Below are 26,362 nucleotides of genomic sequence, written 5' to 3'. Positions count from 1 at the left end.
TTTCGGGTTACTTCACTTCCACTACGTTCAGACGCAGCTCATCTAACCGGGCGTCCTCTTCCTCCGGCTGCCAGCCGGCAGGCTGCAGGGGAATCTCTTCCCGATCAAACGCCAGATCGCCGCCGTCCACCACCTCAGAACCGTGGGTGATGCCTTTAAAATCAAACAGATTAACGTCGCTCAGGTGCGAAGGCACCACGTTCTGCATCGCGCTAAACATGGTTTCAATGCGTCCCGGATAACGCTTATCCCAGTCGCGAAGCATATCGGCGATCACCTGGCGCTGCAGGTTAGGCTGCGACCCGCACAGGTTGCACGGAATGATCGGGAAGCCCTTGGCCTGGGAGAAACGCTCGATGTCCTTTTCGCGGCAGTAGGCCAGCGGGCGGATGACGATGTGTTTGCCGTCATCGCTCATCAGCTTCGGCGGCATCCCTTTCATTTTGCCGCCGTAGAACATATTCAGGAACAGCGTCTGCAGGATGTCGTCGCGATGATGGCCGAGGGCAATCTTGGTGGCGCCGAGTTCGCTGGCGGTACGGTAGAGAATGCCGCGACGCAGGCGAGAGCAGAGCGAGCAGGTGGTTTTCCCTTCCGGGATCTTCTCTTTGACGATGCCGTAGGTATTCTCTTCGACAATCTTGTATTCAACGCCCAGCTGCTCAAGATACGCCGGCAGAATATGCTCCGGGAACCCGGGCTGTTTCTGGTCGAGGTTCACCGCCACCAGCGAGAAGGAGATGGGCGCGCTTTTCTGCAGGTTACGCAGGATCTCCAGCATGGTATAGCTGTCCTTGCCGCCTGACAGACAAACCATAATGCGGTCGCCTTCTTCAATCATATTGAAGTCGGCGATCGCCTCACCGACGTTGCGGCGCAGACGTTTCTGCAGCTTATCGATGTTGTATTTCTCTTTCTTTGTAAGTTCTTGATTTTCTTGCATTATTAACATTCTCAAAATCTTAAAGGGGCATATAGGGGGCAAAACGTGTTAAAGCCCAAGCCGGGAATTCAACATAGAAACCTGGTCGCCGTTCATTTCTTCTATCCATGTACTATAAACGTCGTACACCATTTGCGCGTTTTCATGCCCCATCTGATTGGCTATAAAAGACGGGTTTGCGCCAGCCGTCAGGAGCCAGCAGGCAAAAGTATGCCGCGTATGGTACGGATTCCTGCGGCGAATGCCAGCGCGTTTTACTGCAGCTTCCCATCTGCTGCCTATGCTGCTGTGCGAGTAGCAGGGTTTTTGCTCGCCTTTCCGTCTCCGCGGCATGAAAACAAGTCGCAAATTCTGTTCCTCGCTTGAGCCGTATTCCCTGTGGTGAAACGTGATAGTGGCGACCGGATGTCCAGCTGTCAGTTCATGCTGCGCTTTGAGCGCGTCCAGGGCAGGGCCGAGCAATTGTATCGTCCGGTTTCCTGCTGCTAATGCCATACCGAGGCCTTTTGCTGAGGCGCTGGTGAGAGGTAACTCGCCGGAGATGTGCCGGGCGTGAGAAACCGTAAAAGCACCTGGGAAGCAATAAAATACCCGGCAATCAGTGCCGGGTTTTGGGGCTCACATAAGATTGGAAATCTGGCTGTAAGAGAGGTGTTTACTTTACTTGATTCTAAATGATAAGTCGAAACTCCTCATTTTTTAATGGAATATAGGTGAATGGAAGCGTTATAGGGAAGGAGTAGCCCTGCGGAAGAATGGCGATGCCTCAATCCCCCGCAGAACGCAAAGCGCGCAGCTAACCCGGCTGTGATATATAATCCCCTCCATACCAGCGGGGATGTAGAAGTGGAGCCGCATTCTCAGGCGTTGCATGAAAAAGGCGTATTAGAGATCTATAGACATAAGGAAAACAACAATTGGTATCGGTTATGAAAAAAACATTACTTCTGGTTTGCGCTGTTCTTATATCAAACTTGGCACTTGCTGCAGAAAATAAAGAAGAAGTTGTGCCTGTGCGGATAAGTTGCCCTAATCCTTATTATCCAGTTTCTGCCATGGCTAATCGGATTAGTGGCACTGTAAATTACGCTGCCTCAGTAAATGAAAAAGGGGAAGTAACTTCTGTTGAGACAACTGGTGCTGAGATCTTTTTTAGAGAAACAAGATCAGCAATGAGAAAATGCAAGTATGAGCCCGGAAAGCCAGGCATTGCGCGTGGAACAATAAGATTTCGTCCATCTCAACCGTAAATACTGCTAGCCTGCCTGGATTTTCTGTACTGAGAGATCTAGCAGCCTGATGCTCTTGCAATGGGAGTCGAGCCAAGTGATGTTATGTTGGCAAGCTCTAGAGATTTACCTGGCAAAATCACTGGTTAAGGGGAGCAGGTTAGTCATGGTTGGCTGAAAAAAACGGAGACGAGTCAGGCTCTCCTGTTCCCGGTGTGATTGCTGAAAAATTTCGTGGCTGTGAGTTTTCGAACTTTCATTCATTCGGAGAGCTTTCAGGAAGGCGGTTTCTGATACCACTGAGCTAACTGAGCGGTTTGACAAGCTAGCTTAGGGAGTATCAAGTTAGAAACACGGTCGTTCATTCGTAAAATGAGCATGTCGGGGGAAGGCTTAAACATGAATTAGAGCACGCAAAAGCTATTAAAATACCGGTGATGTGTATGGTATTGAGAACTGGCGAGTTATGATGCACAAAAAGCCATGTCGAAGTTCACTAAGCAATGGTGGTAAATGATGGACAATAAAAAAAGCATTTCTGATTACACCGAATCTGAGTTTTTAGCTTTTGTGAAAAAGATATTTAATCCGGATAATACAACCGAAGATGAAGATGTGCAAAATGTTTTAGAGTTTGAACGTATCACTGAACACCCTGATGGTTCTGATGTAATTTTCTATCCTCCAAAGGGCCGAGAGGATAGTCCGGAAAGGGTTGTTAAGGAAGTGAAAGAATGGCGGGCCAGGAATGGCAAGCCTGGTTTCAAAGAGTAGCTGATCGGTACAGTTGCGTTATCTTACCTATCTTAACGTGATAATAGATGACTTCTGATTGAAACTCGCGCCGGCGGTTTTTTATTACGTTGAATTTATTATCGATGAAAGTAGCTCACAATTTTGATTTTTTATCAACCAGCCCTAAAGATGCCCTCGGAGCCTGAGCAACTTCCTTAACTTATGCGCTTTGAGGGCATTCCCGAAGCAAAAGGCAATCAGAACACCAAGGTCTGCTTTCAGCATAGTGCGGGTATTATCAGGTTATTGGATTTTAATAGCCTCAATCAATTACGCCCCCTGATTCCTAACGTTGTCCACCGCTCGGAAAACGGGGTGCCATGTGAAATGATCAGCAGGTACCGCACCATCTGCAATTATCTCATTCACCTCTTTTCCTCGAATAGCCTGCCTCATCCATTCCCGGGTGGATTCAGATACCAGGACCAGCGGCCGGCGCTGTGGGGGCTGGCTGTAAGTAAATATAAAATAAATTCAGTTGGTTGGAGGGGGCACAACTTATTGGTGTTGTACATTTTTACTGATTTCTTTATTTTGCAGCATGTAATAGTGGCTCAATTCATAGTGTGGCATCAGAAGAGCACGCGTTCTGCCAGCCGCTGGACAACGTGGCGCTGGCGCGTAGCAATTAATGAGGTCTGACAGACAACCGTGGCGTGTATGGTACGGATTCAGGGGCGGAATGTCAGCATCTTTCCGGCACTTTCGGCTGGGGGCAGGGGCAGAAGTAAAAATAAAAAGCCCGCCGGGCGGCGGGCTGAGGCGTTAGCGAACGACCAGCACCGAGCACTCGGCGTGGCGGACCACCGCGGCGGCGTTGGAGCCCAGCAGATAGGTGGTAATATCCGGCCGGTGCGAAGCGATGATCACCAGGTCGGCGGGTAGCGACCTGGCGAGGGCCAGGATCTTATCCTTTGGCGATCCTTCGGCAACGTGAAAATGTTTCCGATCTTCCGGGATAGAGAACTGCTTCGCGAGCTCTTTAAGCTGCGTTTCCGTCCCTTCGCGCAGCTCATCCATACCAGGCAGTTCGGCGGTATAGGCCATTCCCAGTGAGGCATAATAAGGCAGGGAAGGGATAACGGAGAGGAAATGGACCTCAGCGTCGTCAATCCGCGCTTCCGATTCAACGTGACTGATAATGCGTTCAGTAAATTCTTTATCAGAGATATCGATGGGGACAAGAATCATTCTGCTCATAAAACCTCCTGTTTAAGTATCCCCTCATATTGTACGGCATTATGGCACGTTTTGTATCATGACCGCAGTCACACTTTGACATTAACGTGGCTTGCGTTCGGGGAATTTTCCCTTTATCACGCCGTCATAAAATCGGCCTTTTGACACCACCTGTAAAAAGTCACGAAAAATACGCGGTGGAACCCCGGTATATTGCAACGGCGGCTGGTGATAAAAACAGATTTCCAGCGTGGCGGAGGCGTCATCATAGGCGACAGAGATAATTCGGGAAGATTTTACCGGGTGATGATGCATGATGGACGTCCTCGGGCAGGCACTGACTGAGCACGACTATATCACTAAGCGGACGGCTATTTTAAGCTGTGGGATATATTGTTTTGTTTTAGCTGCTGCGATGCAGAGAGAGAGAAAGCCCGCCGGAACCGGCGGGCTGGCGCATCAGAACTGGTAAACCAGGCCCAGCGCGACGATGTTGTCGGTAGAAATACCGTTGTCTTTGTAGAAGCTGTCGTTGTCATCCAGCAGGTTGATTTTGTAATCAACGTAGGTGGACATATTACGGTTGAAGTAATAGGTGGCGCCGACGTCCATATATTTGACCAGATCTTTATCGGCGTAGCTGCCGGTATTATAGAGATCTTTGCCTTTGGACTGCAGGTAGGAGATAGCCGGACGCAGACCGAAGTCGAACTGATACTGAGCGGTGACTTCGAAGTTTTGCGTCTTGTTGGCCACGCCGTCATTGCCGTACGGGGTCATATTGCGGGTTTCAGAGTACATGGTCGCCAGGTAGATATCGTTGGCGTCGTACTTCAGACCGGCAGTCCAGGCTTCGGCTTTATCGCCGCGGGCGTTGGTCCGGGTCATCTGGTCGTTGGTACGGTCAGAAGAGGTATAGGCCGCAGCCGCGCTGATGCCCATGCCGAAGTTATAGGAGGTGGAGAGACCGAAACCGTCGCCGTTGTCAAAGCGAACATCGCTGTCGCTGCTGCGGTTGTTGGTGCCGACGTTGATATCCTGGGCGTTCTGGCCTTCGTTTTTACCCTGATACTGCAGGGCGAAGTTCAGACCATCCACCAGACCGAAGAAATCGCTGTTGCGGTAGGTCGCGACGCCGTTGGCGCGGCCTGCCATAAAGTTATCCGCATAGGTGTAAGAGTCGCCGCCGAACTCCGGCAGCATATCGGTCCAGCCTTCGACGTCGTACAGCACGCCGTAGTTACGACCATAGTCGAAAGAACCGTAATCGCCCACTTTGATACCGGCGAAGGCCAGACGGGTCCACGCCTGATCGCCGGCGCTTTCGGTATTGTTGGCCTGAACGTTGTATTCCCACTGGCCGTAACCGGTGAGCATATCGTTGATCTGGGTTTCGCCTTTAAAGCCAAAGCGAACGTAAGTTTGGTCGCCGTCTTTTTTCGAGTCGCTGGAGAAATAGTGCAGACCGTCTACCTTGCCATAGACATCTAATTTATTTCCGTCTTTATTATAAATTTCCGCCGCGTGCGCAGCGCCAGCGGCTAATAAAGCCGGAATAACGAGGGCCAGTACTTTTCTTTTCATGAAGAAATTCCTTTAACTGTTTTTATGTTCTAGCTTCCGGGAAGGAAGTGAACTCATGCTAAAGGAGCGGTCTGAGATATGGTAAGACTCAATTGTTACGATATAAGTAAAATCTAAATAAAATACTTCTGAAGTAATGGTGATAATTGTGGTGAATATATCTACAAATAATATACAAAATAAAAATTATACATATTCAGTTTGATCGCGTATTATTCGGGCGTTATATGCCTTTATTGTCATACCAAGCATTTTTATTTGCCGTCTCATTCTGCGGAATGATTTTGTTTATCGGTAAAACGACAAGCCCGAACTTTATGTTCGGGCTTTTTTTATGACTGCGGGAGGAAAAATAACCTTAGTTCTCGCTCGGTGATTTCTCCGCTTTGCCCGCCAGCTGGGCGAGGAAGTCGTAGCGCTTCTGCAGGTCGGCGGCCGCGTCTTTCCATAGTTGCTCCGCCACTTCCGGCTGCTGCGCATTCAGGCGACGGAAGCGTTGCTCATTGAGCAGCGTCTCAGCCAGGGCGTCTGACGGTGGGCGGGAGTCCAGCGCCAGCGGGATCTTACCTTCTTCCGCCCGACGCGGGTCGAAGCGGTAGAGCGGCCAGAAGCCGGTAGCGGTCAGCTGACGCATCTGATCGTGGCTGAGCGCCAGATCGTAGCCATGCTCTTCGCAAGGACTGTAGGCGATGATCAGCGACGGCCCCGGATAGGCTTCCGCTTCCTGAATCGCTTTCACCGTCTGGTTCAGCTGCGCGCCCAGCGAAATCTGCGCCACATAGACATGACCGTACATCATCATGCTGACGCCAAGATCTTTGCGCGCCTTGCGTTTACCGTGCTCGCCAAACTTAGTGACCGCCCCCAGCGGGGTGGCTTTTGACGCCTGGCCGCCGGTGTTGGAGTAACACTGGGTATCCAGCACCAGAATGTTGACATTTTCCGTCAGGCTCAGCACATGGTCCAGACCGCCGAAGCCGATATCGTAGGCCCAGCCGTCGCCGCCGATCAGCCAGACGGATTTCTCCACCAGCGCGTCGGCATCGGTCAGCAGCTCTTCAGCGCCTTGCACGCCGGCCAGCACCTGACGCAGGGCCGCCACCTGTTCGCGGCGCGCTTCCGGCGTCGCCTCGGCATGCAGCGCCGCGTTCAGCTCTGTCGGCAGCTGGTCGGCGAATTCGCTCAGCAGGCGCATCACGCGCTGGCGATGCTGGTCGACGGTTAAGCGGAAGCCGAGCCCGAATTCAGCGTTATCCTCAAACAGCGAGTTGGCCCACGCCGGGCCGCGGCCGTTGGCATCGGTCGTGTACGGGGTCGAGGGCAGGTTGCCGCCGTAAATGGATGAGCAGCCGGTGGCATTGGCAATCAGCATCCGGTCGCCATACAGCTGGGTCAGCAGTTTGATATACGGCGTTTCGCCACAGCCGGAGCAGGCGCCGGAGTATTCAAACAGCGGGCTGATCAGCTGCGAAGTGCGGATATCAATCCGCTCCAGTTTGCTGCGGTCGATTTCCGGCAGGTTGAGGAAGTAATCGTAATTCACTTTCTCCTCTTCCACATGCTCCAGGCGCGACATCATATTGATGGCCTTGATCTCCGGGTTCTGGCGATCTTTTGCCGGGCACACTTCCACGCACAGGTTGCAGCCGGTGCAGTCTTCCGGGGCGACCTGCAGTACGTATTTCTGCCCGCGCATATCGCGGGATTTAACGTCCAGCGAGTGCAGACTGGCAGGGGCGTTCTCCATGTCCTCCGGCGCGACCACTTTGGCGCGGATTGCCGAGTGCGGGCAGGCGGCAACGCAGTGGTTACACTGGGTGCAAAGCGCTTCCTTCCAGATCGGGATCTCTTCGGCGATGTTGCGTTTCTCCCAGCGGGTGGTGCCCATGGGCCAGGTGCCGTCCGGCGGCAGGGCGGAGACCGGCAGCGCATCGCCGAGGCCGGCCAGCATGGCGGCAGTAACCGTTTTGACGAAATCCGGCGCGGCGTCGGAGACCACCGGCGGGCGGTTCGGACTGCTGGCATTCACCGGCTGCAGCGGCACTTCCGCCAGGGACTCGCGGGCCAGGGCCAGCGCCTGCCAGTTACGTTCCACCAGCTCCTGACCTTTGCTGCTGTAGCTTTTGGCGATGGCCGCCTGCAGTTCCGCCAGCGCGCTGTCGCCAGGCAGGATGTGAGTCAGATGGAAGAAGGCCATCTGCATCACGGTATTAATGCGCGCCCCGAGGCTACATTCGCGGGCGATCTTCGCCGCGTTGACCACGTAAAAACGCGCTTTTTTCTGATTCAGGGTAGCCTGCACTTCCTGCGGCAGGCGGGACCAGACTTCATCGGCGCTGTACGGCGTGTTGAGCAGGAAAATGCCGCCGGGCTTCAGCCGCTCGGCCATCTGGTATTTATCGATAAACTGCAGCTGGTGGCAGCCAACGAAATCGGCCTGCGAAATCAGATACGAAGAACGAATCGGCTTTTCGCTGACCCGCAGATGGGAGACCGTCAGGCCGCCCGCCTTCTTCGAGTCATAGACAAAGTACCCCTGGGAGAACCACGGGGTGGAGTTGCCGATGATTTTGATATTGTTTTTGGTGGCCGACACGCTGCCGTCGCTGCCGAGGCCGTAGAACAGCGCTTCGAGCTTGGCCTCTGCCGGCAGGGTATTTTCGCCCAGCGGTAGCGACAGGTTGGTCACGTCGTCATAGATGCCGACGGTAAAGCGCGGCTTCGGCTGGGCGGCCTGCAGCTCATGGAATATCGCCAGCACGCATTCCGGACCGAACTCCTTGGAAGAGAGACCGTAGCGGCCGCCGATGGTCCGCGGCAGCGTCTCGCGCTCGCCGCGGTTAAAGGCTTCCGCCAGGGCGGTCATCACGTCGAGATACAGCGGCTCCGCGTGCGCGCCAGGTTCTTTGGTGCGATCCAGCACCGCCACCGCCCGGGCGCTCTCCGGCAGCGCTGCCAGCAGGTGGGCGGCGGAGAACGGACGATAGAGGCGGACCTTCAGTACGCCGACTTTCTCGCCGCGGCTCAGCAGCTCATCGACCACCTCTTCGCAGGTGCCGATGGCCGAGCCCATAATGACGATGACGCGCTCCGCCTGCGGATGGCCGTAAAACTCAAACGGTTTGTACTGGCGGCCGGTGGCGGCGGCGAAGTCGTCCATCGCTTTCTCGACATGATCATAAACCGCGTCGTACCACGGGTTGGTGGCCTCCCGCGACTGGAAGTAGGTGTCAGGGTTGGCCGAGGTCCCGCGGATCACCGGGTGTTCCGGATTGAGCGCGCGCTGGCGATGCTCAGCGATTTTTTCCTGCGGCAGCAGGGTGCGAATCGTGTCATCCGCCAGCGGGGCGATTTTGTTGATTTCGTGCGAGGTGCGGAAACCATCAAAGAAATGAATAAACGGCACCCGGCTTTGCAGAGTGGCGATATGCGAGATCAGCGCGAAATCCTGCGCTTCCTGAACGCTGCTGGCGCACAGCATGGCGCACCCGGTCTGGCGGACCGCCATCACATCGGAATGGTCGCCGAAGATCGACAGCGCGTGGGTGGCGACGGTGCGGGCGGCGACGTGCAGGACAAACGGCATCAGCTGGCCGGCCAGTTTGTACAGCGTGGGGATCATCAGCAGCAGGCCCTGCGATGAGGTAAAGGAGGTGGAGAGGGCGCCGGTCTGCAGCGCGCCATGTACGGCGCCAATGGCGCCTGCCTCCGACTGCATTTCGACCACGCGGGGCACATCGCCCCAGACGTTTTTCAGCCCGTTGCCGGCCCAGGCGTCGGCCTGTTCCGCCATCGTTGAACTGGGCGTGATCGGGTAGATGGCGATAACTTCACTGGTGCGAAACGCGACGGAAGCGACCGCGCCATTACCATCAATAGTAATCATAGGAAGACACCCTTACATTGCGCAAAAGAATGGACGCGTAAAACCGCGACGCGCCCTGTAATTATATAAGAGGTAGTTTAGCAAACCGTTGATGCCGCCATTTTTGCATTTGTGTCCTCAATGCGGCGGCCACCCGTGACCAGATCAATATTTTGCGCGTTTCGCGGAGAAAGTGGCTTTCCAGGGCGTGAAGGCTAGCGATTGTCCGGTGGCGAACCCGGGGGAGATCAACCTTTAGGCAGAAATTTGCTAGAAAATGTTAATGAGACGCATAAATACGTACTTCCCCTCTCGACGCCGCGCGCCACGCTGCCTATTATTCTTGGGTTTGCTTTTTAAGACGTTTCCGAGGGGAGAGAAAATGCGAGCTGCGATATTAGTGGGATGTGCGGCGCTGTTGCTGTCGGCGTGCAGTAGTGAACCCGTTCAGCAGGCCACGGCGGCGCACGTCACGCCAGGAATGCGGGCGGCGATGAGCGACGCCGGCCAGGCCAACTGCGCCATGATAGGCGGCTCGTTATCGGTGGCTCGTCAGCTCGATGGTTCGGCGATCGGCATGTGCGCGTTGCCGAACGGTAAACGCTGCAGCGAGCAGGCGCTGGCGGGCGGAAGCTGCGGCTATTAATGGCAGCCCCGCAGCGGGTTCACCACGCCGGCTAGTGCATCAGGTCGGCGAGTTTATAGACCAGCGTCTGGTCGGCGGTCGCCAGCGTCAACTGGTTTTCCGTCAGATCGACCTGCGCGCCCTCGCGCAGCATCTTACCAATGGTCGCGTCAAGGGTATTGAGCTGGGCATCGTGGCACAGCATCCGGGTCATCGCCAGCGATTTAACCTTCAGCTCGCCGTCCGACACCTTACCTTCCCCGCTGAAGCCGTTGCACATATTGCCCGAAACATACATATTGCCCGTAAGAGCCGTCTTCTCGCCGAAGCTCAACTCCAGCGGCCGGTCGCCCGCGTTCACCGCCTGGCCGTTGACGCTGGTCAACACGAAACGATGATGCTGTAGCTGTTCCGCGCCGGTGGACACCTTACTGTTATAGACACAGCCGGACAGCAGCAACCCTGCCGCCAGTAATGCCGCAAATTTGTTCATTTTTACTCCAAAACATTCACATTACTAATAAAACAAAGCCAGTGTAACGGTATCGCAGCGGGGATCTGTGGGGATTATCTGAATGTGCTCCCCCGGGGAGAGGAGCACAAAAGGGAAAGGAATCAGACGATAGCGTTCGGGCAGGTTTCACCGTTGGCGACCTGCTGCAGATTGCCCAGGGTGGTCTCCGAAATGCTGATCAGCGCCTCGGCGGTGAGGAACGCCTGATGGCCGGTGAACAGCACGTTGTGGCAGGCGGAGAGGCGACGGAAGACGTCGTCCTGGATCACGTCGTTGGATTTGTCTTCGAAGAACAGATCGCGTTCGTTCTCATAAACGTCCAGCCCCAGCGCGCCGATTTTCTGGTGCTTCAGGGCATCGATGGCCGCCTGGGAATCGATCAGCGCGCCGCGGCTGGTGTTAATCACCATCACCCCGTCCTTCATTTGATCGAAGGCCTCGCGATTGAGCAGATGGTAGTTTTCGTCGGTGAGCGGGCAGTGCAGGGAGATCACGTCCGACTCCTTGTACAGCGTGGCCAGGTCAACATATTCCACCCCCAGCTCCAGCGCGGCGGCGCTTGGGTACGGATCAAAAGCCAGCAGACGCATGCCGAAGCCTTTAAGGATCCGTAGCATCGCCACGCCAATTTTCCCGGTGCCGATCACCCCGGCGGTTTTGCCGTACATGGTGAAACCGGTGAGGCCTTCGAGGGAGAAATTGGCATCACGGGTACGCTGGTAGGCGCGGTGGATGCGGCGGTTAAGCGACATCATCATGCCGATCGCATGTTCAGCGACCGCTTCCGGCGAGTAGGCCGGGACGCGCACGACGCGCAGGCCAAGCGCTTTCGCCGCCTCGAGGTCGACGTTGTTAAACCCGGCGCAGCGCAGGGCGATATACTTCACGCCGTGAGCCTTCAGCTCCTCCAGCACCGGACGGCTGCCGTCGTCATTGACGAAGATGCATACCGCTTCGCAACCGTGGGCGGTTTTGGCGGTTTTCTCTGTCAGCAGGAAGTCGAAGAATTCCAGTTCAAAGCCGTAGGTATCATTAACGTGCTGCAGGTACTTTTTATCGTACTGCTTCGTACTGTAAACCGCGATTTTCATAAGACTTTTCTCCAGTGATTATAACGTCACGGTAGCATATTTAAAATAATCGTACAATTATTAAAAAATAGTTTAAATAGCAGGTGCTTATCCTAATTCTAGAGCATATCGCGGATTTGCGGAATCTCTTTGAAAGACAAAGTTTTTTCACCATAAACTCAGGCTTAAAGCACCGGGGGAGAGTAGCAGAAACGGCCACAGCAGACCGGAGGTGACGTTAGCCAGCAGAAACGACCACAGCGGCAGGCCGCTGGCGCCGCTGACCAGGGGCAGGGTGGCGCGCAGGGGAGAGAGGAAGCGACTGAAAAAGACCGCCCACAGCCCGCGGCGCTGAAAAAAGAGTCGACTGCGGGCCAGCCGCTCGGCGGTCAGCCAGCGCAACTGCGTGAGGCGGTGACGATAGCGAACGCCTAACCACCACGAGAGCCAGAATCCGCCGATGGCGCCGAGGCTGGCGCTGGACCACATTAACAGGAAATGACCGAGGCTGGCGGACGCGAATGTCCCCAGCAGCAGCAGGCCGGAGGTGCCCGGGATCGCCAGCGACACCAGCGCGCAGGATTTAGTGAAAGTGAGCAGGAAAACCATCAGTAATACCAATGGATAGTGGCCCTGTGCGCTCTCAATGAGCGAGATAATTAACGACACTGTCTCTCCCGCAAGCAAAACCGAACTGGCTGGAGTGTGGCAGGTAGCGCTTAAACAAAAGCTAAATAGTGACGAGCGATCGCCGCGCCGCGATACCGGCTGGCAACTATGCTTTAACAGGTCGCAAACTTTCACTCACTGGTCGAACGTGTCACAATGGGCGCCTTTCGGCTTTTACTTATGTTGAATCAGGATATTAACTGCCCATGAAGGGTAAATATAAAGCCGCCATCGCGCTGGTGTTAGCGCTGGTGTTACTGCCGCTAACCCTGCTGTTGACGCTGACCCACTGGGTGCCGACGCTGGCGGGCATCTGGCTGCCCGTGGGGACTCATATCGCTTTGCAGGAGAGCCCGCGTCTTACGCGCTCCGCCCTGCTGATCCCCGATCTACGCTATCTGGTGGGCGACTGTGAACTCGCCCGGGTGACCGATGCCCGTCTCTCGCGCCCCAGCCGCTGGCGGTTGCATATTGGCCAGCTGGAGATCAACAGCGCCTGCCTGAGCAAACTGCCGGCCAGCGATCCCGCGCCGGGGTCGCCGCGCACCCTCGCCGAATGGCAATCAATGCTGCCCTACAGCTGGTTAACCATTGAGAACCTGCGGCTGTCGCCGTGGGAAAAATGGCAGGGGCGGCTGGTGATGTCCTTGACGCCTGCGCAGCAGGATATCGGCTTCGCCGGAAACGATTTGAGCCTGCAGGCGCGCCTGCGCGGCCAGGCGCTCACTGTCAGCCAGTTCAGCGCCCGGCTGACTGACGATCAGCCGCCGGTGAAGCTGGTGGGGACCTTCCATCTGCCGCTGGTGCCGGATGGCCTGCCGGTCGATGGCCAGATGCAGGGCACCTTCGAATTCCCGCAGACTGCAGAATGGATCGATGCCGAGCTGGCGTGGCAGCATAATCGCGGCCAGCTGCTGGTCACCCCGCGCGGCGAGGTGGAGCCCATTCTCGACCTGCCGTGGGAGATCACCCCGGAACGGATCACCATCAGCGACGGCCGTTGGCGCACCCGCTACCAGGCGTATCCGCTGAGCGGCCGCGTGGCGCTGTCGGTCGGTAACTGGCAGCAGGGCACGGAACAGATGATCGTCAGCGGCCGCTTAAATGTGCTCACCGAGGGGCATGCCGGCAAAGGCAACGCGGTGCTGAATATCGGCCCGGGCAAGTTAAGCATGGATAACAGCGACCTGCCGCTGCGGCTCACCGGCGAGGCCAAGCTGGGAGAGATGATCTTTTACGCCGCGCTGCCGGCCCAGCTCAGCGGGTCGCTGGTCAGCCCGCAGCTGGCGTTTCACCCCGGGGCGCTACTGCGTTCGCGCGGGCGGGTGATCGACGCGCTGAACATTGACGAAATCCGCTGGCCGCTGGCCGGGGTGAAGGTCACCCAGCAGGGCGTCGATGGCCGCCTGCAGGCGATCCTCCGCGCCCATGAGCAGCAGATGGGCGACTTTACGTTGCACCTGGACGGCCTGGCGAACGATTTTCTGCCCGACAGCGGCCGCTGGCAGTGGCGCTACTGGGGCGAGGGGCATTTCACGCCAATGCAGGCGCGCTGGGATGTGAAGGGCAGCGGTGAGTGGCGGGACAATGCCATTACGCTGAGCAGCCTCTCCACTGGCTTCGATAAGCTCGAGTACGGCACGATGCGGGTCAGCACGCCGCGTCTGACCCTCGAGCAGCCGATTCGCTGGCTGCGCGACGCTGAGCATCCGCGGCTGACCGGCGCGCTGTCGCTGGATGCGGCAAAAACCACCTTCTCCGGCGGCAGCTATCTCCCGGCGTCGACGCTGAAATTCGCTGTCGACGGCCGGGACCCGACGTGGTTCCAGTTCACCGGCGCGCTGCACGCCGATACCATTGGCCCGGTGCGGTTGACCGGGCGCTGGGATGGCGAACGGCTGCGCGGCCAGGCCTGGTGGCCTAAACAGTCGCTGACGGTATTCCAGCCGCTGGTGCCGCCGGACTGGAAGATGAACCTGCGCGAAGGCAGTCTCTATGCGCAGGTGGCCTTCTCGGCGGCAGCCGGGCAGGGATTTGAGGCGGGCGGTCATGGCGTCCTGAAGGGCGGCAGCGCCTGGATGCCGGATAACCAGATCAATGGCGTCGACTTCGTTCTGCCGTTCCGCTTCAGCGATGGCCACTGGCAGCTGGGCACCCGCCGTCCGGTCTCCCTGCGCATTGGCGAAATCGTCAACCAGGTCACCGCGCGCAACCTGACGGCGGACCTGCAGGGCACCTGGCCATGGAGCGAGGCCAATCCGCTGCAGCTTAGCGACGTCAGCGTCGACCTGTTAGGCGGCAAGCTGACCCTGCTGCAGCTGCGCATGCCGCAGCGCGACCCGGCGCTGATCCGTCTGCAGCACATCTCCAGCAGCGAACTGACCAGCGCGGTCAAGGTGAAGCAGTTCGCCATGTCCGGGGCGGTGAGCGGCGCGCTGCCGCTGTGGCTGGAGAACAATCAATGGATTATCCACGACGGCTGGTTGCGCAATGACGGACCGATGACGCTGCGGCTCGATAAAGACACCGCCGATGCGCTGGTGGCGGACAACGTCTCCGCCGGGGCGGCGATCAACTGGCTGCGCTATATGGAGATCTCCCGTTCATCGACGCAGATTAACCTCAACAATCTGGGCGTGCTGACGCTTAAGGCCGCCATCAACGGCACCAGCCGGGTGGACGGGAAAAGCAGTACCGTGCATTTAAACTACGCTCATGAGGAGAATATTTTCGATCTGTGGCGCAGTTTACGCTTCGGCGACAATTTACAGGCGTGGCTTGAGCAAAATGCCACGCTGCCCGTGCGGCGCTGTACGGACGGTAAGACATGTAAGGAACCTAAATGAAGAAGCTGTTACTGGCCATAGTGGCGTCGATGCTGCTCGCCGGCTGTACGCCGCGTATCGAAATTGCGGCGTCGAAAGAGCCCATCACCATCAATATGAATGTCAAAATTGAGCATGAGATCCATATCAAGGTCGATAAGGATGTGGAAAACCTGCTGAAATCCCGCAGCGATTTGTTCTGAGGCGACGATGAGAAAACGACTGTTAACCGCGGCGCTGGCGCTGACTCTGCTCAGCGCGCCCGCGCTGGCGTTGACCCTGAACGAAGCGCGCCAGCAGGGGCGGGTGGGGGAGACGCTGAACGGCTATCTGGCGCCGCTGCGTCAGGATAAAGAGACGCTGGCGCTGGTGAAGCAGATTAACGCCGCGCGCAGTGAAAGCTACCAGCAGCTGGCGGATGACAACAATCTGCCGGTGGATGAGGTAGCGAAAATGGCCGGACAGAAGCTGGTGGCCCGCGCTCAGCCCGGCGAGTACGTTCAGGGGCTGAACGGCCAGTGGCTGCGCAAATAGTTAGCGGCAGCGCTTACGGTATTCGCCTGGCGAGACGCCGAAGCGCTGCTTAAAGGCGGTGGAGAAATGGCTGTGGTCGCTGAAGCCCCAGCGGTAGCCGATCCCCGCCAGCTTTTCGTCGTCATGGACGTTCTGTAACGCCCGGGCGCACAGATCCAGCCGCCGGTTCTTAATATACTGCGCCACTACCAGCCCTTTGTCGGCAAACAGCCGGTAGAGGCTGCGCACCGACATTCCCGTCTCGCTGGCCAGCCACTCCGGCCGCAGGTGTTCCGACTGAATGGACGCATCGATTAACGCAATGATCTTCTGAAACTGCTGGTCCCGCCGGGACGGGGTCGGCTCGCGCTGGCGCAGTACCGGGCGCAACAGGCAGGCGATCGCGTCCAGCGCCGCCTCACTCTCGCTGGCGGAGAGCGTCGTGCCGCCCATACTCTCCAGCAGCAGGCGCTGACTGAGCTGCACCATCGGCAGAGACTTGTCCAGCCGGCAGGCGGTGGCGATCTCGCCCGTCGGCGCCACCCGCTGGCGCGGCAGCAGCAGCGAAGCCTGACGCGAGGTCTGCTGCCAGACGATAGAGCACGGGCGGGCGGCGTCGATCAGCGTGATATCCCCCGCCGCCAGGGTCACCTGGCGATCGTCCTGTTCGATCACCGCTTCGCCGGCGAGCTGAAACACGGTATAGAACCAGGCGTCGTTATCGCGTTTGATCTCATTGCGTGTGCGGTAGAGATTGACGCCGGCGGCGGTGACCGTGCTGACTTTGAGACTGACGGCGTAGCGGGCGTCAATCTCGCCGTGAAAGCGTCCCTCCAGCGGCCGGGCGGCGAAATGGCCGCAGACCTGATTGATCGTCGCCAGCCAGCGCTGGTAGGCCAGCCCCCCCTCAGCCGTGGTCATCATTCGCCGTTCTCCTGTAATAATAATGTTTCTGCATTGTTGCATTTATGCCGCCTCAGGCAAGGGCGCGATGGCGGGTATATGAAAGAACTATTACCTGCGGCACATTTCTGTCAGGGCAGGCGACGGAATTGCGGCGACTGTCACAGCGGCGCAAACGAATGTCACAGAGAAAAAAGCGCCAGCCGCCAACCGGACATAGACTGAAAGCACTATCCGCGAAGAATAAGGAAAGGGTATGTCCACCTCTCAGATAGCGCTGCTTGCCAGCGTCCAGCAGTTTTTAGACCGTCAGCATGGCCTGTATATCGACGGCGCTCCCTGCGCCGCGCAGAGCGAAAACCGGTTAACCGTCTGGGATCCGGCCACCGGGCAGGCGATCGCCACCACCGCCGACGCCAGCCCGGCGGATGTCGACCGGGCGGTGATGTCCGCCTGGCGCGCCTTCGTCGATCGCCGCTGGGCCGCTCGCACCCCGGCCGACCGTGAGCGCATCCTGCTGCGCTTTGTCGATCTGGTGGAGGCGCACGGCGAGGAGCTGGCGCAGCTGGAGACCCTTGAGCAGGGTAAATCCATCGCCATCTCCCGCGCCTTCGAGGTCGGCTGCACCCTGAACTGGATGCGCTACACGGCGGGGCTGACCACCAAAATCAGCGGCCGGACGCTGGACGTCTCGATCCCGTTCCCGCAAGGGGCCCGTTACCAGGCGTGGACCAAAAAAGAGCCGGTGGGGGTCGTGGCGGGCATCGTCCCGTGGAATTTCCCGCTGATGATCGGCATGTGGAAGGTGATGCCGGCGCTGGCGGCGGGCTGCTCGATCGTCATCAAACCCTCGGAAACCACCCCGCTGACCCTGCTGCGGGTGGCGGAGCTGGCGACCCAGGCGGGCATTCCTGACGGGGTGTTCAACGTGGTCACCGGCAGCGGCGCCGGCTGCGGCGCGGCGCTGACCTCGCATCCGCAGGTGGCGAAGGTGAGCTTTACCGGCTCGACGGCCACCGGGAAACAGATTGCGCGGGTGGCCGCCGACCGACTGACCCGCGTGACGCTGGAGCTGGGCGGCAAGAACCCGGCGATTGTGCTCAAAGACGCCGATCCCCAGTGGGTCATTGAGGGGCTGATGACCGGCAGCTTCCTCAACCAGGGACAGGTCTGCGCCGCCAGTTCGCGGATCTACATTGAAGCGCCGCTGTTTGACACCCTTGTCAGCGGTTTCGAGCAGGCGGTGAAATCGCTGCAGGTGGGACCGGGGATGCAGGAGACGGCGCAGATCAACCCGGTGGTCTCCCGGGCCCACTGCGACAAGGTGGCGGCCTACCTCGAAGAGGCCCGCCAGCAGAAGGCGGAGCTTATCAGCGGCAGCGCCGGGCCGGATGCCGGGGGGTACTATATTCCGCCGACGCTGGTGGTCAACCCGGACGCCGGGCTGCGCCTTACCCGCGAGGAGGTGTTTGGCCCGGTGGTGAACCTGGTGCGGGTGGCTGACGGCGAGGAGGCGCTGCGCCTGGCCAACGACAGCGATTTCGGCCTGACCGCCAGCGTCTGGACCCGCGACCTGACCCAGGCTCTCAACTATACCGACCGCCTGCAGGCCGGGACGGTATGGGTCAACAGCCATACCCTGATTGACGCCAACCTGCCGTTCGGCGGCATGAAGCAGTCCGGTACCGGTCGCGATTTCGGCCCGGACTGGCTCGACGGCTGGTGCGAAACCAAATCGGTCTGCGTGCGTTACTAGCCCTCCGTCGGGGAAGGCGCATCGCTTTTCCCGACATCCCGCTTGCCGACCTCCGCGCTTTCTCGCTACTGTGGAGGGCAATCTTTGCCCGCGCAGGGCAGTGAATGATGAGGAGGTCTTCGGCATGACAGCATTTCCTGAGGTTGCACTAATTGGTCCCGGCGCCATCGGCACGACTATCGCCGCCGCCCTGTTTGCGGTGGGAAGGGCGCCGGTGGTTTGCGGGCGCACTGCCCATACGTCGCTGGTGCTGCGCACTGATGAGGGTGAGATCGTGGTGCCCGGCCCGGTGCTCACCGACCCGACGGCGATAGCCGCCCCCTTCGACCTGGTGTTTGTCGCGGTGAAGGCCACCCAGACGGAGGCCATCGCCCCCTGGCTGACGGCCCTGTGTTCGACGGACACCGTGGTATGCGTGCTGCAAAACGGCGTCGAGCAGCGCCAGCAGTTTGCCCCTTTGACCGGCGGCGCGACGGTGCTGCCGTCGGTGGTCTGGTTTCCGGCGCAGCGCGACGCCGATGCTTCCGTCTGGCTGCGCGCCGCGCCGCGACTGACGCTGCCGGACCTGCCGGGGGCGGAGCGGGTGCAGCAGGCGCTGGCGGGAACCCGCTGCGCGGTGGAGCTGGCGGCCGATTTTACCACCGTGGCCTGGCGTAAACTGCTGCAGAACGCCGTCGCCGGACTGATGGTGCTGACCGGACGACGCGCCGGGATGTTCGCCCGGGAGGAGATCACCGCTCTCGGACTGGCCTATTTGCGCGAATGCCTGCAGGTGGCGCGGGCGGAAGGGGCCGTCCTGAGCGACAGCGTGCCGGAGGAGATCATCGCCGGTTTTCATCGGGCGCCTGCCGACCTGAGCACCTCTATTCTGATCGATCGCCTGCATGGCCGACCGCTGGAGTGGGATATTCGTAACGGGGTGGTGCAGCGTCGCGGGCGTCAGCACGGCATACCGACGCCGCTCAGCGATATCATCGTGCCGCTGCTGGCGGCGGCCAGCGATGGCCCGGGCTGACCCGGGCTGGCGCGGGGTTAGTCCACCAGGGAGGGATCGAGGTCGATCATCAACTGCTTCATCTCGGCAAAGTGCTGCCGGGAGAAATCGGCAATCTTCTCCCAGTCCTGGGCGGTTTTTTCCGCCACCGCGTCTGACAGCACCTTCAGCGGCTGGCCGGTTGACCAGGCGGTGATCAGGATCTGACAGGCGCGCTCCAGGGTCCAGATATCGTCGAACGCTTCGCCGATGGTCGGGGCGGTCACCAGCACCCCGTGGTTGCCCATCAGCAGACGGCGTTTATCCGCCAGCAGCCCCGCCAGCCGGGCCCCTTCTGCCGCGGTGTCCGCCATCCCGCCGTACAGCGTATCGACGGCGACCCGGTTAAAATAGCGGGCCGTGTTCTGGTCGATGGGCAGGATCTGCGGCGTCGCCAGACAGGCGAGGCTGGTGGTGTACACCGGGTGCAGATGCAGCACCACCCGCACGTCCGGCAGCCGCTGATGGATCTGCCCGTGAATAGCCCACGCGGTGGCATCGACGTCAGGGCGCGCGGCGCAGCTTTCATCATCGGCGTTCAGCACCAGCAGATCGCTGGCGCGGATGCGCGAAAAGTGTTTCCACTTCGGGTTCAGTAAAAACGTCTTCCCGTCGGCGGAGAGCGCGGCGCTGAAATGGTTGGCCACCGCCTCATGCATGCCAAGATGGGCAATGATGCGAAAGGTGGCCGCCAGGTCGATGCGGATCTGCTCTTCATCGGTATCGCGCATGGGCATTACTCCGCTTTTGGCATCAGGGTCTGCAGATCCTCTGCCGTCGGCGCCTGGAAGTGATATTTCTTCAGCAGGGCGGCGTATTCCGGCGTCGTGCTGTATTTTTTCAGCGCCTCTTCAAGGGCGGTTTTCACCTCAGTGTTGCCTTTTTTAACGCCAAAGCCGTTCAGCACCGGATAGATCAGGGTGTCAGAGGCGATCACCACCCGGTCGCCCAGCTTTTCCACCACCCCGCGCGCCACGGCGGCGTCGGTGATCTGCGCATCCACTGCGCGCGACAGCAGCGCCTGGGTGGTCTGCGGGTCGGTGGTATAGACGCTCAGCGCAATCGGCTTCAGCCCCTTCTTCACGCAGTAGTCGGCGGAAAGCTTCTGCAACTGCGCCAGCCACGAGGTGGCGCCCATCGAGCCGATTTTATGCCCGCAGAAGTCTTCCGGGGTCTTTGGCTGATAGTCGCTCCCTTTACGGGCGAGGATCGCTTCCCCGCTTTTCAGGTACGGCACCATGTCGATCACCTTCAGGCGCTCGGCGGTAATGTACATCGACGAGTTGGTGATATCGAAGCGCCCGCCCTGCAGTCCGGGGATCAGGTTAGGGAAGCGGGTATCGATATTCACCGCCTCGCGGCCCATGCTCTTCGCCAGGCCGTCGAGCAGTTCAATATCAAACCCCGCCGGCTTATTGTTCTCCATATACTCGTAAGGGAAAAAGGTCATGTCCGAACCGGCGGTGATTTTGCCGCTTTGCTGGAAGGCCAGCGCGTTCAGGGATGTCAGAGCCCCCGCTGCGCAGAGCAGCAGAGCCAGCGGGCGTGGTGCGAAAAAGCGTGTCATAAAACCTCCGGAGTGTGGGCGAATTACATGCTGGCGCGATCGGCACCGGCCTGCTGAACAAAAAACGAAGCGCCGCGCGGCTTCTGCGGCAGACGAAGCTGGTTATCGGTGCTGCGCACCAGACCGCTCTCTTCCCCGGCCACCAGCTGGCCGGCATGGCGGCTCGGCAGCGGGTTTTCGCCGAAGGGCAGCGCATCCTCGGCGGCGTAGACGCTGATGAACAGGGTGCGCGGCAGGGCGGTTTCGTTGGGGCTGGAGGCGTGCAGCAGGCGGGTATGCATAAAGCAGACTGAGCCCGCCGGACCAAAACAGGCCTGCGGCTGCTGGCAGTGAGCCGTCACCACCTCGTCATCCACCGCTCCGGTGAAGCGCCCTTCCTGCCAGTGGGACCACAGCGGCCCCTGATGGCTGCCCGGCACCACATTGAGCGGGCCATTCTCCGGCGTCACCTCGCTGACCATCAGCAGGGCGGTGATGATGTCGTCATTACTGTGCGGGGTGAAGAGGAAATCCTGATGCCATTTCACCTCGGTGGCGGTGTGCGGCAGCTTGGAGTTAATTTTGCTGTGATGAAAGCGGGTGCCGCTGCCGCCGATCAACTGCGCGGCGATGGTCGCCATCCGCGAGTTGAGCGCAGTATGGCGATACGCCTCGGAGATCTCCGTCGGGGAGGCGACCCGGCGCAGCGACGGATGGTCGGGAGCATGGTCGCGCTCGATATCGAAGCGCGGCCGCCCGTCGAGGGTTTCCCCCCACGCCGACGCGTGGCGGCGGCTCTCCTCGACCCAGCCGTCAAAATCGCTCTGCAGAGTGGCGATGTCGGCGGCGGAAAGCACCCCTTCGACCACCAGATAACCCTGCTGATGAAACTGCTCAATTTGCCACTGCGCAATCATAGTTTTTCCTCTTCACGTCCCGATAGTTAAGCCAGAGAAACATCTTTCAGAAAGGCCTCGACCCGCGGGTGTTGCCCGCTGCGCATCGCCTGCGGCGTGTCATCGCACACCACCCGGCCTTTCTCCATAAACACGATCCGGTCAGACACTTTGAAGGCGAAGTTCATCTCGTGGGTGACGATGACCATCGTGATGCCTTCATGGGCCAGGGATTCGATAACCTGCAGCACCTCATTCACTTTTTCCGGATCCAGCGCCGAGGTGGGCTCATCGAACAGCATGATCTGCGGGCGCATCATCAGGGCGCGGGCGATAGCCACCCGCTGCTGCTGACCGCCGGAGAGCTGGTGCGGATACTTCCAGGCGTGTTCCAGCATGCCCACCTTGTGCAGCAGCTCGCAGGCGTGCTGGCGCAGCTCCGCGTCGCTTGCCAGATGGTGATAGCGCGGGGCCAGCAGTAGATTGCCGAACACGGTCAGATGCGGGAACAGGTTGAAGCTCTGGAACACCATGCCGATATTCAGACGGTGTTCGGCATTCTCCATAAAGCGCGGCTTCTGCTGCCCTTGACGGTCGAGATGAATAAAGGGCTGGCCGTTAATCTGAATTTCGCCGTTGTCGATCTGCTCAAGACCGTTCAGCAGGCGAATGAGGGTGGTTTTTCCCGAGCCCGACGGGCCGATGACCGACACCACTTCGCCGGGCTGGATCTGCAGGCTCACCGCCCCCAGCACTTCGACGTTGTTGTAGGCCTTATGCAGCTTAGAGGCCTGCAGCGCCGGCTCATGGCCCTGGGAGACGCTGCGCGCCATCGCCGGGCGGCGGGCGGTCGCCAACTGCTGCATCTCGGCATCCACCGGCCGGGCGGTGTCGCGTCGGGTGACATCGAGGTAGTTCTCCAGCCGTTTCAGCAGAAAATCGAACACCGTGACGATAAAGATGTAATAAAACGCCACGGCGGTCATGGTCTCCATGACCAGAAAGTTCTGCGAGTAGAGCTGCTGGCCGACCATCAATATTTCGGTCAGGGAGATCACCGACACCAGCGAACTGAGCTTCACGATGGCGATATACTCATTGGCCAGCGCCGGCAGGGCGACGCGCAGCGCCTGGGGAATGATCACCCGCCACTGGATCCCGGCGTAGCGCAAACCCAGGGCCCGCGCGGCTTCACTCTGCCCGCGGGGGATGGAGAGCAGCCCGCCGCGATGGATCTCGGCGATATAGGCTGCTTCGCTGAGGACCATCGCCAGCAGGCCGGCCCAGAAGGGGTCGTTCAGCACCGGCGCGAAGGAGGGCAGCGCCTGCGGCATGTTGTAGACAAAAATCAGCAGGACCAGCAGCGGCATACTGCGAAATAACCAGATATACAGCCGGGCAGGGGTGGATAACCAGCCGCGCGGCGACTGTTTAGCCAGCGCCAGAACAAATCCGAGCACAATACTGCAGCCCCAGGTCAGCAGACTTAATTTAATGACGGTCCAGGTGGCCCACCAAAAATCGGCATCGCTGAGCAGGCTTAACATGTAGTTCCAGTTAAACGTCATGGGCTATTTCACTCGTCATAATTAACCTAAATGAAAGCGGCTCGGCTGTGCATTAATGGGGAGCCGCCGGTGTTCATCGTGCGAATACACTATGCTGGCAGGATGCTTTCAGAGGCAATTAGTAAATTTTTGGTCTTTAAGTTTAAAAAAACTATACAGCGTTATTAACGATATGGAATTTAAAGTGATTATCAGGATACTTTACGTAAACAATTTAAAAACAATAGCTGTAATTCAATAACGCCATTTTATGCAGACAGGTTATTTTGCGCGAAACTGGGGCGACCGCTGCCTGCTCAATGTGCAGCGTGATGCATGATGGTGCAAACGGGGAAATAAACCGCGCCGGCGCGGGCGGAGAAAAAATAATATCGCCCCCTGGCGGGCAATGCGCCGCCATTCTTCGCGGGTGGCACGCGGATTGCTTGGGACTTAGAGGAAAACTATTCCCCGCGTGCGCCGGACCATATTTTATCAATGGTGATGCTATGAACCGATTTACCCTGAAGCAGCTCAAATATTTCGTCACCGTGGTGGAGACGGAGAGTATCGCCGAGGCCTCCCGCCAGCTGCACATTGCGCAGCCGTCGATTTCCATTGCCATTAAGAATCTGGAGAGCACCTTCGACCAGCAGCTGTTTATTCGCCACCACGCGCAGGGCGTCTCGCTCACCTCCAGCGGTCGGCGGATCTACGATAAAGCGAAGGAGCTGCTGCGCCTGTCGTGGGAATTTGAGCAGAATTCGCGAGCGGATAAGGAGCTGGTTTCTGGCATGATCTCCATTGGTTGCTTTGAGTCGGTGGCCCCGCTGTATATGCCGAAGCTGGTGGCCGGGTTTAAGAAATGCTATCCGGAAATTACGCTGCATCTGTATGACGGCGAACAGCATGAGCTGATGCATGGCCTGCACCGCGGCCGCTTCGACCTGGCGCTGGTCTACGATCTGGAGCTCGGCCACTCGATCAATAAAGAGCGGCTTAATGCCCCGCATAAACCCTACGCGCTGCTGCCCGCCGCGCATCCGCTGGCGCAAAAGGCGCAGGTGACGCTGCAGGAGCTGAGTCGCGAGCCGATGATCCTCCTCGATGCGGTCCCGAGTAAAAACTATTTCATCTCCATCTTTAAGGAAAAGGGCTATCACCCGGAAGTGGCTTACAGCTCCCCCTCTATCGAAATGGTGCGCTGTATGGTCGGCCAGGGGCTCGGTTTTTCGGTGCTGGTCACCCGGCCCTGCTGCGATATGACCTACGATGGCGAAAGGGTGGTGCAGCGGGATATTGCCGACGACATGCCCGCCTCAACCTTAATTATGGCGCACCTCGCTAATAATGAGCCGACGCGGCCGACGCAACTGTTTATGGATTATTGTCGCAGTATCGAATTAACCCCCTCTCACGGCTGAAATAATGCCTGTCGATCCGGCAGGCGTTATTTTTTCTGTCGCCACTCAGCCTCGTAAAATTCTATTCAGTCGATCGTTTTATAATATTTTACCAATTCGTCACAGTTAAATAACCTGAAAGCCGTCAATTCCGGCGACCTCGTCGGCAACTGTGCTTGAAGGATAGAGAAATGACTGAACAGATAACCGAGATTGATACCCTGGTGGTCGGCGCGGGACAGGCGGGCGTCGCCATGAGCGAGCATCTGACCCGGCTGGATATCCCCCATCTGGTGCTGGAGAAACAGGGTATTGCCCAGGCCTGGCGCAGCGGGCGCTGGGATTCGCTGGTGGCCAACGGCCCGGCCTGGCACGATCGGTTTCCGGGGATGGTGTTCCCTGACAGCCCGCCGGACAGCTTTGTCGGCAAAGAGCAGGTTGCGGACTATTTTGCCGCCTATGCCCGCAGCTTCAATGCGCCGATCCGCACCGGGGTGGAGGTGTACAGCGCCGAACGCCTCGCCGGGCGGCCGGGCTTTCGTGTCGACACCTCCGAGGGGGTGATTGAGGCGCAGCGGATCGTGGCGGCTACCGGACCCTTTCAGCGCCCGACGATCCCGGCCATCGCCCCGCAGAGTGAGGCTATTCAGCAGCTCCATTCGGCGCACTATTTTAATCCGCAGCAGCTGCCGGAGGGCGGCGTGCTGGTGGTGGGGGCCGGATCCTCCGGCGTGCAGATTGCCGATGAGCTACAGCGTGCCGGACGCGCGGTGTGGCTGTCGGTGGGGGCGCACGACCGGCCGCCGCGTCGCTATCGCCAGCGCGATTTTTGCTGGTGGCTCGGCGTGCTGGGGATGTGGGACGCTGCGGCCAATGCGCCGGGGAAAGAGCATGTCACTATCGCAGTGAGCGGCGCGCGCGGCGGCCATACCGTCGATTTTCGCCAGCTGGCGCATCAGGGGGTCACCCTGGTGGGGCAGACTCGCGGCTTTGACGGCGCCAGGGCACTGTTCCACCCCGACCTGGCCGAGAATATCCGCCGCGGCGATGCCTCCTATCTTGCGCTGCTCGACGCCGCCGACGACTGGGTCGCGCGCAACGGTTTGGATCTGCCCGAAGAGCCCTCCGCCCGTGACTTTCTGCCCGACCCGGCCTGCGTCAGCGACCCGCTGCTTAGCCTCGACCTGGCCGAGGCCGGGATCGGCGCCATCATCTGGGCGACCGGGTATACCACCGATTATCGCTGGCTGAAGGTCAACGCCTTCGATGACGCGCAGCGGCCGCAGCATCACCGCGGCGTGTCGACGGAGCCGGGGGTCTATTTCCTCGGCCTGCCGTGGCTGTCGCGGCGCGGGTCCACCTTTATCTGGGGCGTCTGGCACGATGCCAAATATATTGCCGACCAGATCGCCATTCAGCGCCAGTATCAGCGCTACCAGCCGTCCTGATAACCGATTCCTGAAGGAG

General features: G+C 58.9%; 24 protein-coding genes and 2 pseudogenes. 11 read left to right on the top strand and 15 right to left on the bottom strand.

The window, feature by feature from the left end; genetic code table 11:
• Positions 1-7 precede the first annotated feature (7 nt).
• The gene (ttcA, locus tag ACOI6Z_RS13740; protein ID WP_023289425.1) at positions 8-943 is read right to left on the bottom strand and encodes a tRNA 2-thiocytidine(32) synthetase TtcA; all 936 of its coding nucleotides are present in this window, start codon (positions 941-943) and stop codon (positions 8-10) included.
• Between the two features lie 48 nt (positions 944-991).
• A pseudogene (locus ACOI6Z_RS13735) lies at positions 992-1,426 on the bottom strand (tyrosine-type recombinase/integrase); the annotation flags it as partial.
• Between the two features lie 446 nt (positions 1,427-1,872).
• On the opposite strand from ACOI6Z_RS13735, the gene ACOI6Z_RS13730 reads away from it, so the two are divergent.
• The 3 genes from ACOI6Z_RS13730 (at position 1,873) to ACOI6Z_RS13720 (ending at position 2,946) form a co-directional block, all read left to right on the top strand.
• On the top strand, positions 1,873-2,193 hold the full coding sequence (locus ACOI6Z_RS13730) for a TonB family protein (protein ID WP_071996700.1): 321 nt from the start codon (positions 1,873-1,875) through the stop codon (positions 2,191-2,193).
• Positions 2,194-2,342: 149 nt separating this feature from the next.
• On the top strand, positions 2,343-2,480 hold the full coding sequence (locus tag ACOI6Z_RS13725; protein ID WP_349950190.1) for a hypothetical protein: 138 nt from the start codon (positions 2,343-2,345) through the stop codon (positions 2,478-2,480).
• Between the two features lie 205 nt (positions 2,481-2,685).
• Positions 2,686-2,946 carry a bacteriocin immunity protein gene (locus ACOI6Z_RS13720; protein WP_004203992.1) on the top strand — a complete coding sequence of 87 codons (261 nt, stop codon included), beginning with the start codon at positions 2,686-2,688 and terminating at the stop codon, positions 2,944-2,946.
• Between the two features lie 291 nt (positions 2,947-3,237).
• On the opposite strand, the pseudogene ACOI6Z_RS13715 reads toward ACOI6Z_RS13720, so the two are convergent.
• The 5 genes and pseudogenes from ACOI6Z_RS13715 to nifJ all read right to left on the bottom strand — a co-directional run.
• Positions 3,238-3,405, bottom strand: a pseudogene (locus tag ACOI6Z_RS13715) (SOS response-associated peptidase); the annotation flags it as partial.
• A gap of 327 nt (positions 3,406-3,732) precedes the next feature.
• Complete coding sequence (uspF, locus tag ACOI6Z_RS13710) at positions 3,733-4,167, bottom strand: universal stress protein UspF (protein WP_023289426.1); 435 nt, start codon at positions 4,165-4,167, stop codon at positions 3,733-3,735.
• Between the two features lie 81 nt (positions 4,168-4,248).
• The gene (locus ACOI6Z_RS13705) at positions 4,249-4,461 is read right to left on the bottom strand and encodes a KTSC domain-containing protein (protein ID WP_023289427.1); all 213 of its coding nucleotides are present in this window, start codon (positions 4,459-4,461) and stop codon (positions 4,249-4,251) included.
• Positions 4,462-4,605: 144 nt separating this feature from the next.
• Entirely contained in the window at positions 4,606-5,730 is a 1,125-nt protein-coding gene (ompK37, locus tag ACOI6Z_RS13700) for a porin OmpK37 (RefSeq protein WP_023289428.1), read from the bottom strand.
• 358 nt (positions 5,731-6,088) lie between these two features.
• Positions 6,089-9,616 carry a pyruvate:ferredoxin (flavodoxin) oxidoreductase gene (nifJ, locus tag ACOI6Z_RS13695; RefSeq protein ID WP_065813104.1) on the bottom strand — a complete coding sequence of 1,176 codons (3,528 nt, stop codon included), beginning with the start codon at positions 9,614-9,616 and terminating at the stop codon, positions 6,089-6,091.
• A gap of 361 nt (positions 9,617-9,977) precedes the next feature.
• On the opposite strand from nifJ, the gene ACOI6Z_RS13690 reads away from it, so the two are divergent.
• Complete coding sequence (locus tag ACOI6Z_RS13690; RefSeq protein WP_008805145.1) at positions 9,978-10,241, top strand: DUF333 domain-containing protein; 264 nt, start codon at positions 9,978-9,980, stop codon at positions 10,239-10,241.
• A gap of 31 nt (positions 10,242-10,272) precedes the next feature.
• Here ACOI6Z_RS13690 and hslJ read toward each other — a convergent pair whose 3' ends face one another.
• The 3 genes from hslJ to ACOI6Z_RS13675 form a co-directional block, all read right to left on the bottom strand.
• Positions 10,273-10,713: a heat shock protein HslJ gene (gene hslJ / locus ACOI6Z_RS13685; RefSeq protein ID WP_023289430.1), complete on the bottom strand. Its 441-nt coding sequence runs from the start codon at positions 10,711-10,713 to the stop codon at positions 10,273-10,275.
• A gap of 122 nt (positions 10,714-10,835) precedes the next feature.
• Complete coding sequence (locus ACOI6Z_RS13680; protein ID WP_032452619.1) at positions 10,836-11,825, bottom strand: 2-hydroxyacid dehydrogenase; 990 nt, start codon at positions 11,823-11,825, stop codon at positions 10,836-10,838.
• Between the two features lie 147 nt (positions 11,826-11,972).
• Positions 11,973-12,473, bottom strand: coding sequence for a DedA family protein (locus ACOI6Z_RS13675; RefSeq protein ID WP_420687413.1), 501 nt, complete (start codon positions 12,471-12,473; stop codon positions 11,973-11,975).
• Positions 12,474-12,679: 206 nt separating this feature from the next.
• Between ACOI6Z_RS13675 and ACOI6Z_RS13670 the strand changes: the two genes are divergently transcribed.
• The 3 genes from ACOI6Z_RS13670 to ACOI6Z_RS13660 are packed head-to-tail and all read left to right on the top strand — an operon-like array spanning position 12,680 to position 15,832.
• Positions 12,680-15,319 carry a YdbH family protein gene (locus ACOI6Z_RS13670; RefSeq protein ID WP_065813103.1) on the top strand — a complete coding sequence of 880 codons (2,640 nt, stop codon included), beginning with the start codon at positions 12,680-12,682 and terminating at the stop codon, positions 15,317-15,319.
• Positions 15,316-15,501, top strand: a complete 186-nt coding sequence (locus ACOI6Z_RS13665) for a YnbE family lipoprotein (protein WP_004204017.1) — start codon at positions 15,316-15,318, stop codon at positions 15,499-15,501. Before ACOI6Z_RS13670 ends, ACOI6Z_RS13665 begins: the two co-directional genes overlap by 4 nt.
• Positions 15,502-15,508: 7 nt before the next feature.
• Positions 15,509-15,832, top strand: a complete 324-nt coding sequence (locus ACOI6Z_RS13660) for a YdbL family protein (protein ID WP_023289434.1) — start codon at positions 15,509-15,511, stop codon at positions 15,830-15,832.
• On the opposite strand, the gene feaR is transcribed toward ACOI6Z_RS13660, so the two are convergent.
• A complete protein-coding gene (feaR, locus tag ACOI6Z_RS13655; RefSeq protein ID WP_065813102.1) occupies positions 15,833-16,735 on the bottom strand; it encodes a transcriptional regulator FeaR in 903 nt (300 codons plus the stop codon). It lies immediately after the preceding gene.
• A 235-nt stretch (positions 16,736-16,970) separates the two neighbouring features.
• Here feaR and ACOI6Z_RS13650 point away from each other — a divergent pair, with 235 nt between their 5' ends.
• Together ACOI6Z_RS13650 and ACOI6Z_RS13645 are read left to right on the top strand one after the other, a co-directional pair.
• On the top strand, positions 16,971-18,470 hold the full coding sequence (locus tag ACOI6Z_RS13650) for an aldehyde dehydrogenase family protein (RefSeq protein WP_065813101.1): 1,500 nt from the start codon (positions 16,971-16,973) through the stop codon (positions 18,468-18,470).
• Between the two features lie 124 nt (positions 18,471-18,594).
• Positions 18,595-19,485 (top strand): oxidoreductase, encoded by an 891-nt coding sequence (locus tag ACOI6Z_RS13645; RefSeq protein ID WP_065813100.1) that lies wholly within the window; start codon positions 18,595-18,597, stop codon positions 19,483-19,485.
• Between the two features lie 17 nt (positions 19,486-19,502).
• Here ACOI6Z_RS13645 and ACOI6Z_RS13640 read toward each other — a convergent pair whose 3' ends face one another.
• From ACOI6Z_RS13640 to ACOI6Z_RS13625, 4 genes are read right to left on the bottom strand one after another with little or no spacing between them, the layout of a single operon-like run.
• The gene (locus tag ACOI6Z_RS13640; protein WP_032452631.1) at positions 19,503-20,234 is read right to left on the bottom strand and encodes a class II aldolase and adducin N-terminal domain-containing protein; all 732 of its coding nucleotides are present in this window, start codon (positions 20,232-20,234) and stop codon (positions 19,503-19,505) included.
• Positions 20,235-20,239: 5 nt separating this feature from the next.
• Complete coding sequence (locus ACOI6Z_RS13635) at positions 20,240-21,070, bottom strand: ABC transporter substrate-binding protein (protein WP_023289439.1); 831 nt, start codon at positions 21,068-21,070, stop codon at positions 20,240-20,242.
• 23 nt (positions 21,071-21,093) lie between these two features.
• Entirely contained in the window at positions 21,094-21,966 is an 873-nt protein-coding gene (locus tag ACOI6Z_RS13630) for a phytanoyl-CoA dioxygenase family protein (RefSeq protein WP_044522589.1), read from the bottom strand.
• Positions 21,967-21,992: 26 nt separating this feature from the next.
• Positions 21,993-23,513 (bottom strand): amino acid ABC transporter permease/ATP-binding protein, encoded by a 1,521-nt coding sequence (locus tag ACOI6Z_RS13625; protein WP_050534142.1) that lies wholly within the window; start codon positions 23,511-23,513, stop codon positions 21,993-21,995.
• Between the two features lie 488 nt (positions 23,514-24,001).
• Here ACOI6Z_RS13625 and ACOI6Z_RS13620 point away from each other — a divergent pair, with 488 nt between their 5' ends.
• Together ACOI6Z_RS13620 and ACOI6Z_RS13615 are read left to right on the top strand one after the other, a co-directional pair.
• Complete coding sequence (locus ACOI6Z_RS13620; RefSeq protein WP_004204026.1) at positions 24,002-24,916, top strand: LysR substrate-binding domain-containing protein; 915 nt, start codon at positions 24,002-24,004, stop codon at positions 24,914-24,916.
• Between the two features lie 170 nt (positions 24,917-25,086).
• Positions 25,087-26,343: a flavin-containing monooxygenase gene (locus ACOI6Z_RS13615; protein ID WP_065813099.1), complete on the top strand. Its 1,257-nt coding sequence runs from the start codon at positions 25,087-25,089 to the stop codon at positions 26,341-26,343.
• Positions 26,344-26,362: the final 19 nt, after the last annotated feature.

The sequence above is a fragment of the Klebsiella sp. C239 genome (assembly GCF_048822715.1).
GTDB classification, from domain to species: domain Bacteria; phylum Pseudomonadota; class Gammaproteobacteria; order Enterobacterales; family Enterobacteriaceae; genus Klebsiella; species Klebsiella quasipneumoniae.
This window is presented reverse-complemented; position numbering and strand designations above follow the sequence as displayed.

What these genes read in the sequence shown, in the direction of transcription:
- ACOI6Z_RS13660 (WP_023289434.1), top strand. Translation starts at nt 15,509, where the DNA reads ATGAGAAAACGACTGTTAACCGCGGCGCTGGCGCTGACTCTGCTCAGC.
- ACOI6Z_RS13615 (WP_065813099.1), top strand. Translation starts at nt 25,087, where the DNA reads ATGACTGAACAGATAACCGAGATTGATACCCTGGTGGTCGGCGCGGGA.
- ACOI6Z_RS13730 (WP_071996700.1), top strand. Translation starts at nt 1,873, where the DNA reads ATGAAAAAAACATTACTTCTGGTTTGCGCTGTTCTTATATCAAACTTG.
- ttcA (WP_023289425.1), bottom strand. Translation starts at nt 943, where the DNA reads ATGCAAGAAAATCAAGAACTTACAAAGAAAGAGAAATACAACATCGAT.
- feaR (WP_065813102.1), bottom strand. Translation starts at nt 16,735, where the DNA reads ATGATGACCACGGCTGAGGGGGGGCTGGCCTACCAGCGCTGGCTGGCG.
- ACOI6Z_RS13720 (WP_004203992.1), top strand. Translation starts at nt 2,686, where the DNA reads ATGATGGACAATAAAAAAAGCATTTCTGATTACACCGAATCTGAGTTT.
- ACOI6Z_RS13650 (WP_065813101.1), top strand. Translation starts at nt 16,971, where the DNA reads ATGTCCACCTCTCAGATAGCGCTGCTTGCCAGCGTCCAGCAGTTTTTA.
- ACOI6Z_RS13665 (WP_004204017.1), top strand. Translation starts at nt 15,316, where the DNA reads ATGAAGAAGCTGTTACTGGCCATAGTGGCGTCGATGCTGCTCGCCGGC.
- hslJ (WP_023289430.1), bottom strand. Translation starts at nt 10,713, where the DNA reads ATGAACAAATTTGCGGCATTACTGGCGGCAGGGTTGCTGCTGTCCGGC.
- ACOI6Z_RS13705 (WP_023289427.1), bottom strand. Translation starts at nt 4,461, where the DNA reads ATGCATCATCACCCGGTAAAATCTTCCCGAATTATCTCTGTCGCCTAT.
- ACOI6Z_RS13630 (WP_044522589.1), bottom strand. Translation starts at nt 21,966, where the DNA reads ATGATTGCGCAGTGGCAAATTGAGCAGTTTCATCAGCAGGGTTATCTG.
- ACOI6Z_RS13635 (WP_023289439.1), bottom strand. Translation starts at nt 21,070, where the DNA reads ATGACACGCTTTTTCGCACCACGCCCGCTGGCTCTGCTGCTCTGCGCA.
- nifJ (WP_065813104.1), bottom strand. Translation starts at nt 9,616, where the DNA reads ATGATTACTATTGATGGTAATGGCGCGGTCGCTTCCGTCGCGTTTCGC.
- ACOI6Z_RS13625 (WP_050534142.1), bottom strand. Translation starts at nt 23,513, where the DNA reads ATGACGTTTAACTGGAACTACATGTTAAGCCTGCTCAGCGATGCCGAT.
- ompK37 (WP_023289428.1), bottom strand. Translation starts at nt 5,730, where the DNA reads ATGAAAAGAAAAGTACTGGCCCTCGTTATTCCGGCTTTATTAGCCGCT.
- ACOI6Z_RS13645 (WP_065813100.1), top strand. Translation starts at nt 18,595, where the DNA reads ATGACAGCATTTCCTGAGGTTGCACTAATTGGTCCCGGCGCCATCGGC.
- uspF (WP_023289426.1), bottom strand. Translation starts at nt 4,167, where the DNA reads ATGAGCAGAATGATTCTTGTCCCCATCGATATCTCTGATAAAGAATTT.
- ACOI6Z_RS13640 (WP_032452631.1), bottom strand. Translation starts at nt 20,234, where the DNA reads ATGCGCGATACCGATGAAGAGCAGATCCGCATCGACCTGGCGGCCACC.
- ACOI6Z_RS13690 (WP_008805145.1), top strand. Translation starts at nt 9,978, where the DNA reads ATGCGAGCTGCGATATTAGTGGGATGTGCGGCGCTGTTGCTGTCGGCG.
- ACOI6Z_RS13670 (WP_065813103.1), top strand. Translation starts at nt 12,680, where the DNA reads ATGAAGGGTAAATATAAAGCCGCCATCGCGCTGGTGTTAGCGCTGGTG.
- ACOI6Z_RS13680 (WP_032452619.1), bottom strand. Translation starts at nt 11,825, where the DNA reads ATGAAAATCGCGGTTTACAGTACGAAGCAGTACGATAAAAAGTACCTG.
- ACOI6Z_RS13620 (WP_004204026.1), top strand. Translation starts at nt 24,002, where the DNA reads ATGAACCGATTTACCCTGAAGCAGCTCAAATATTTCGTCACCGTGGTG.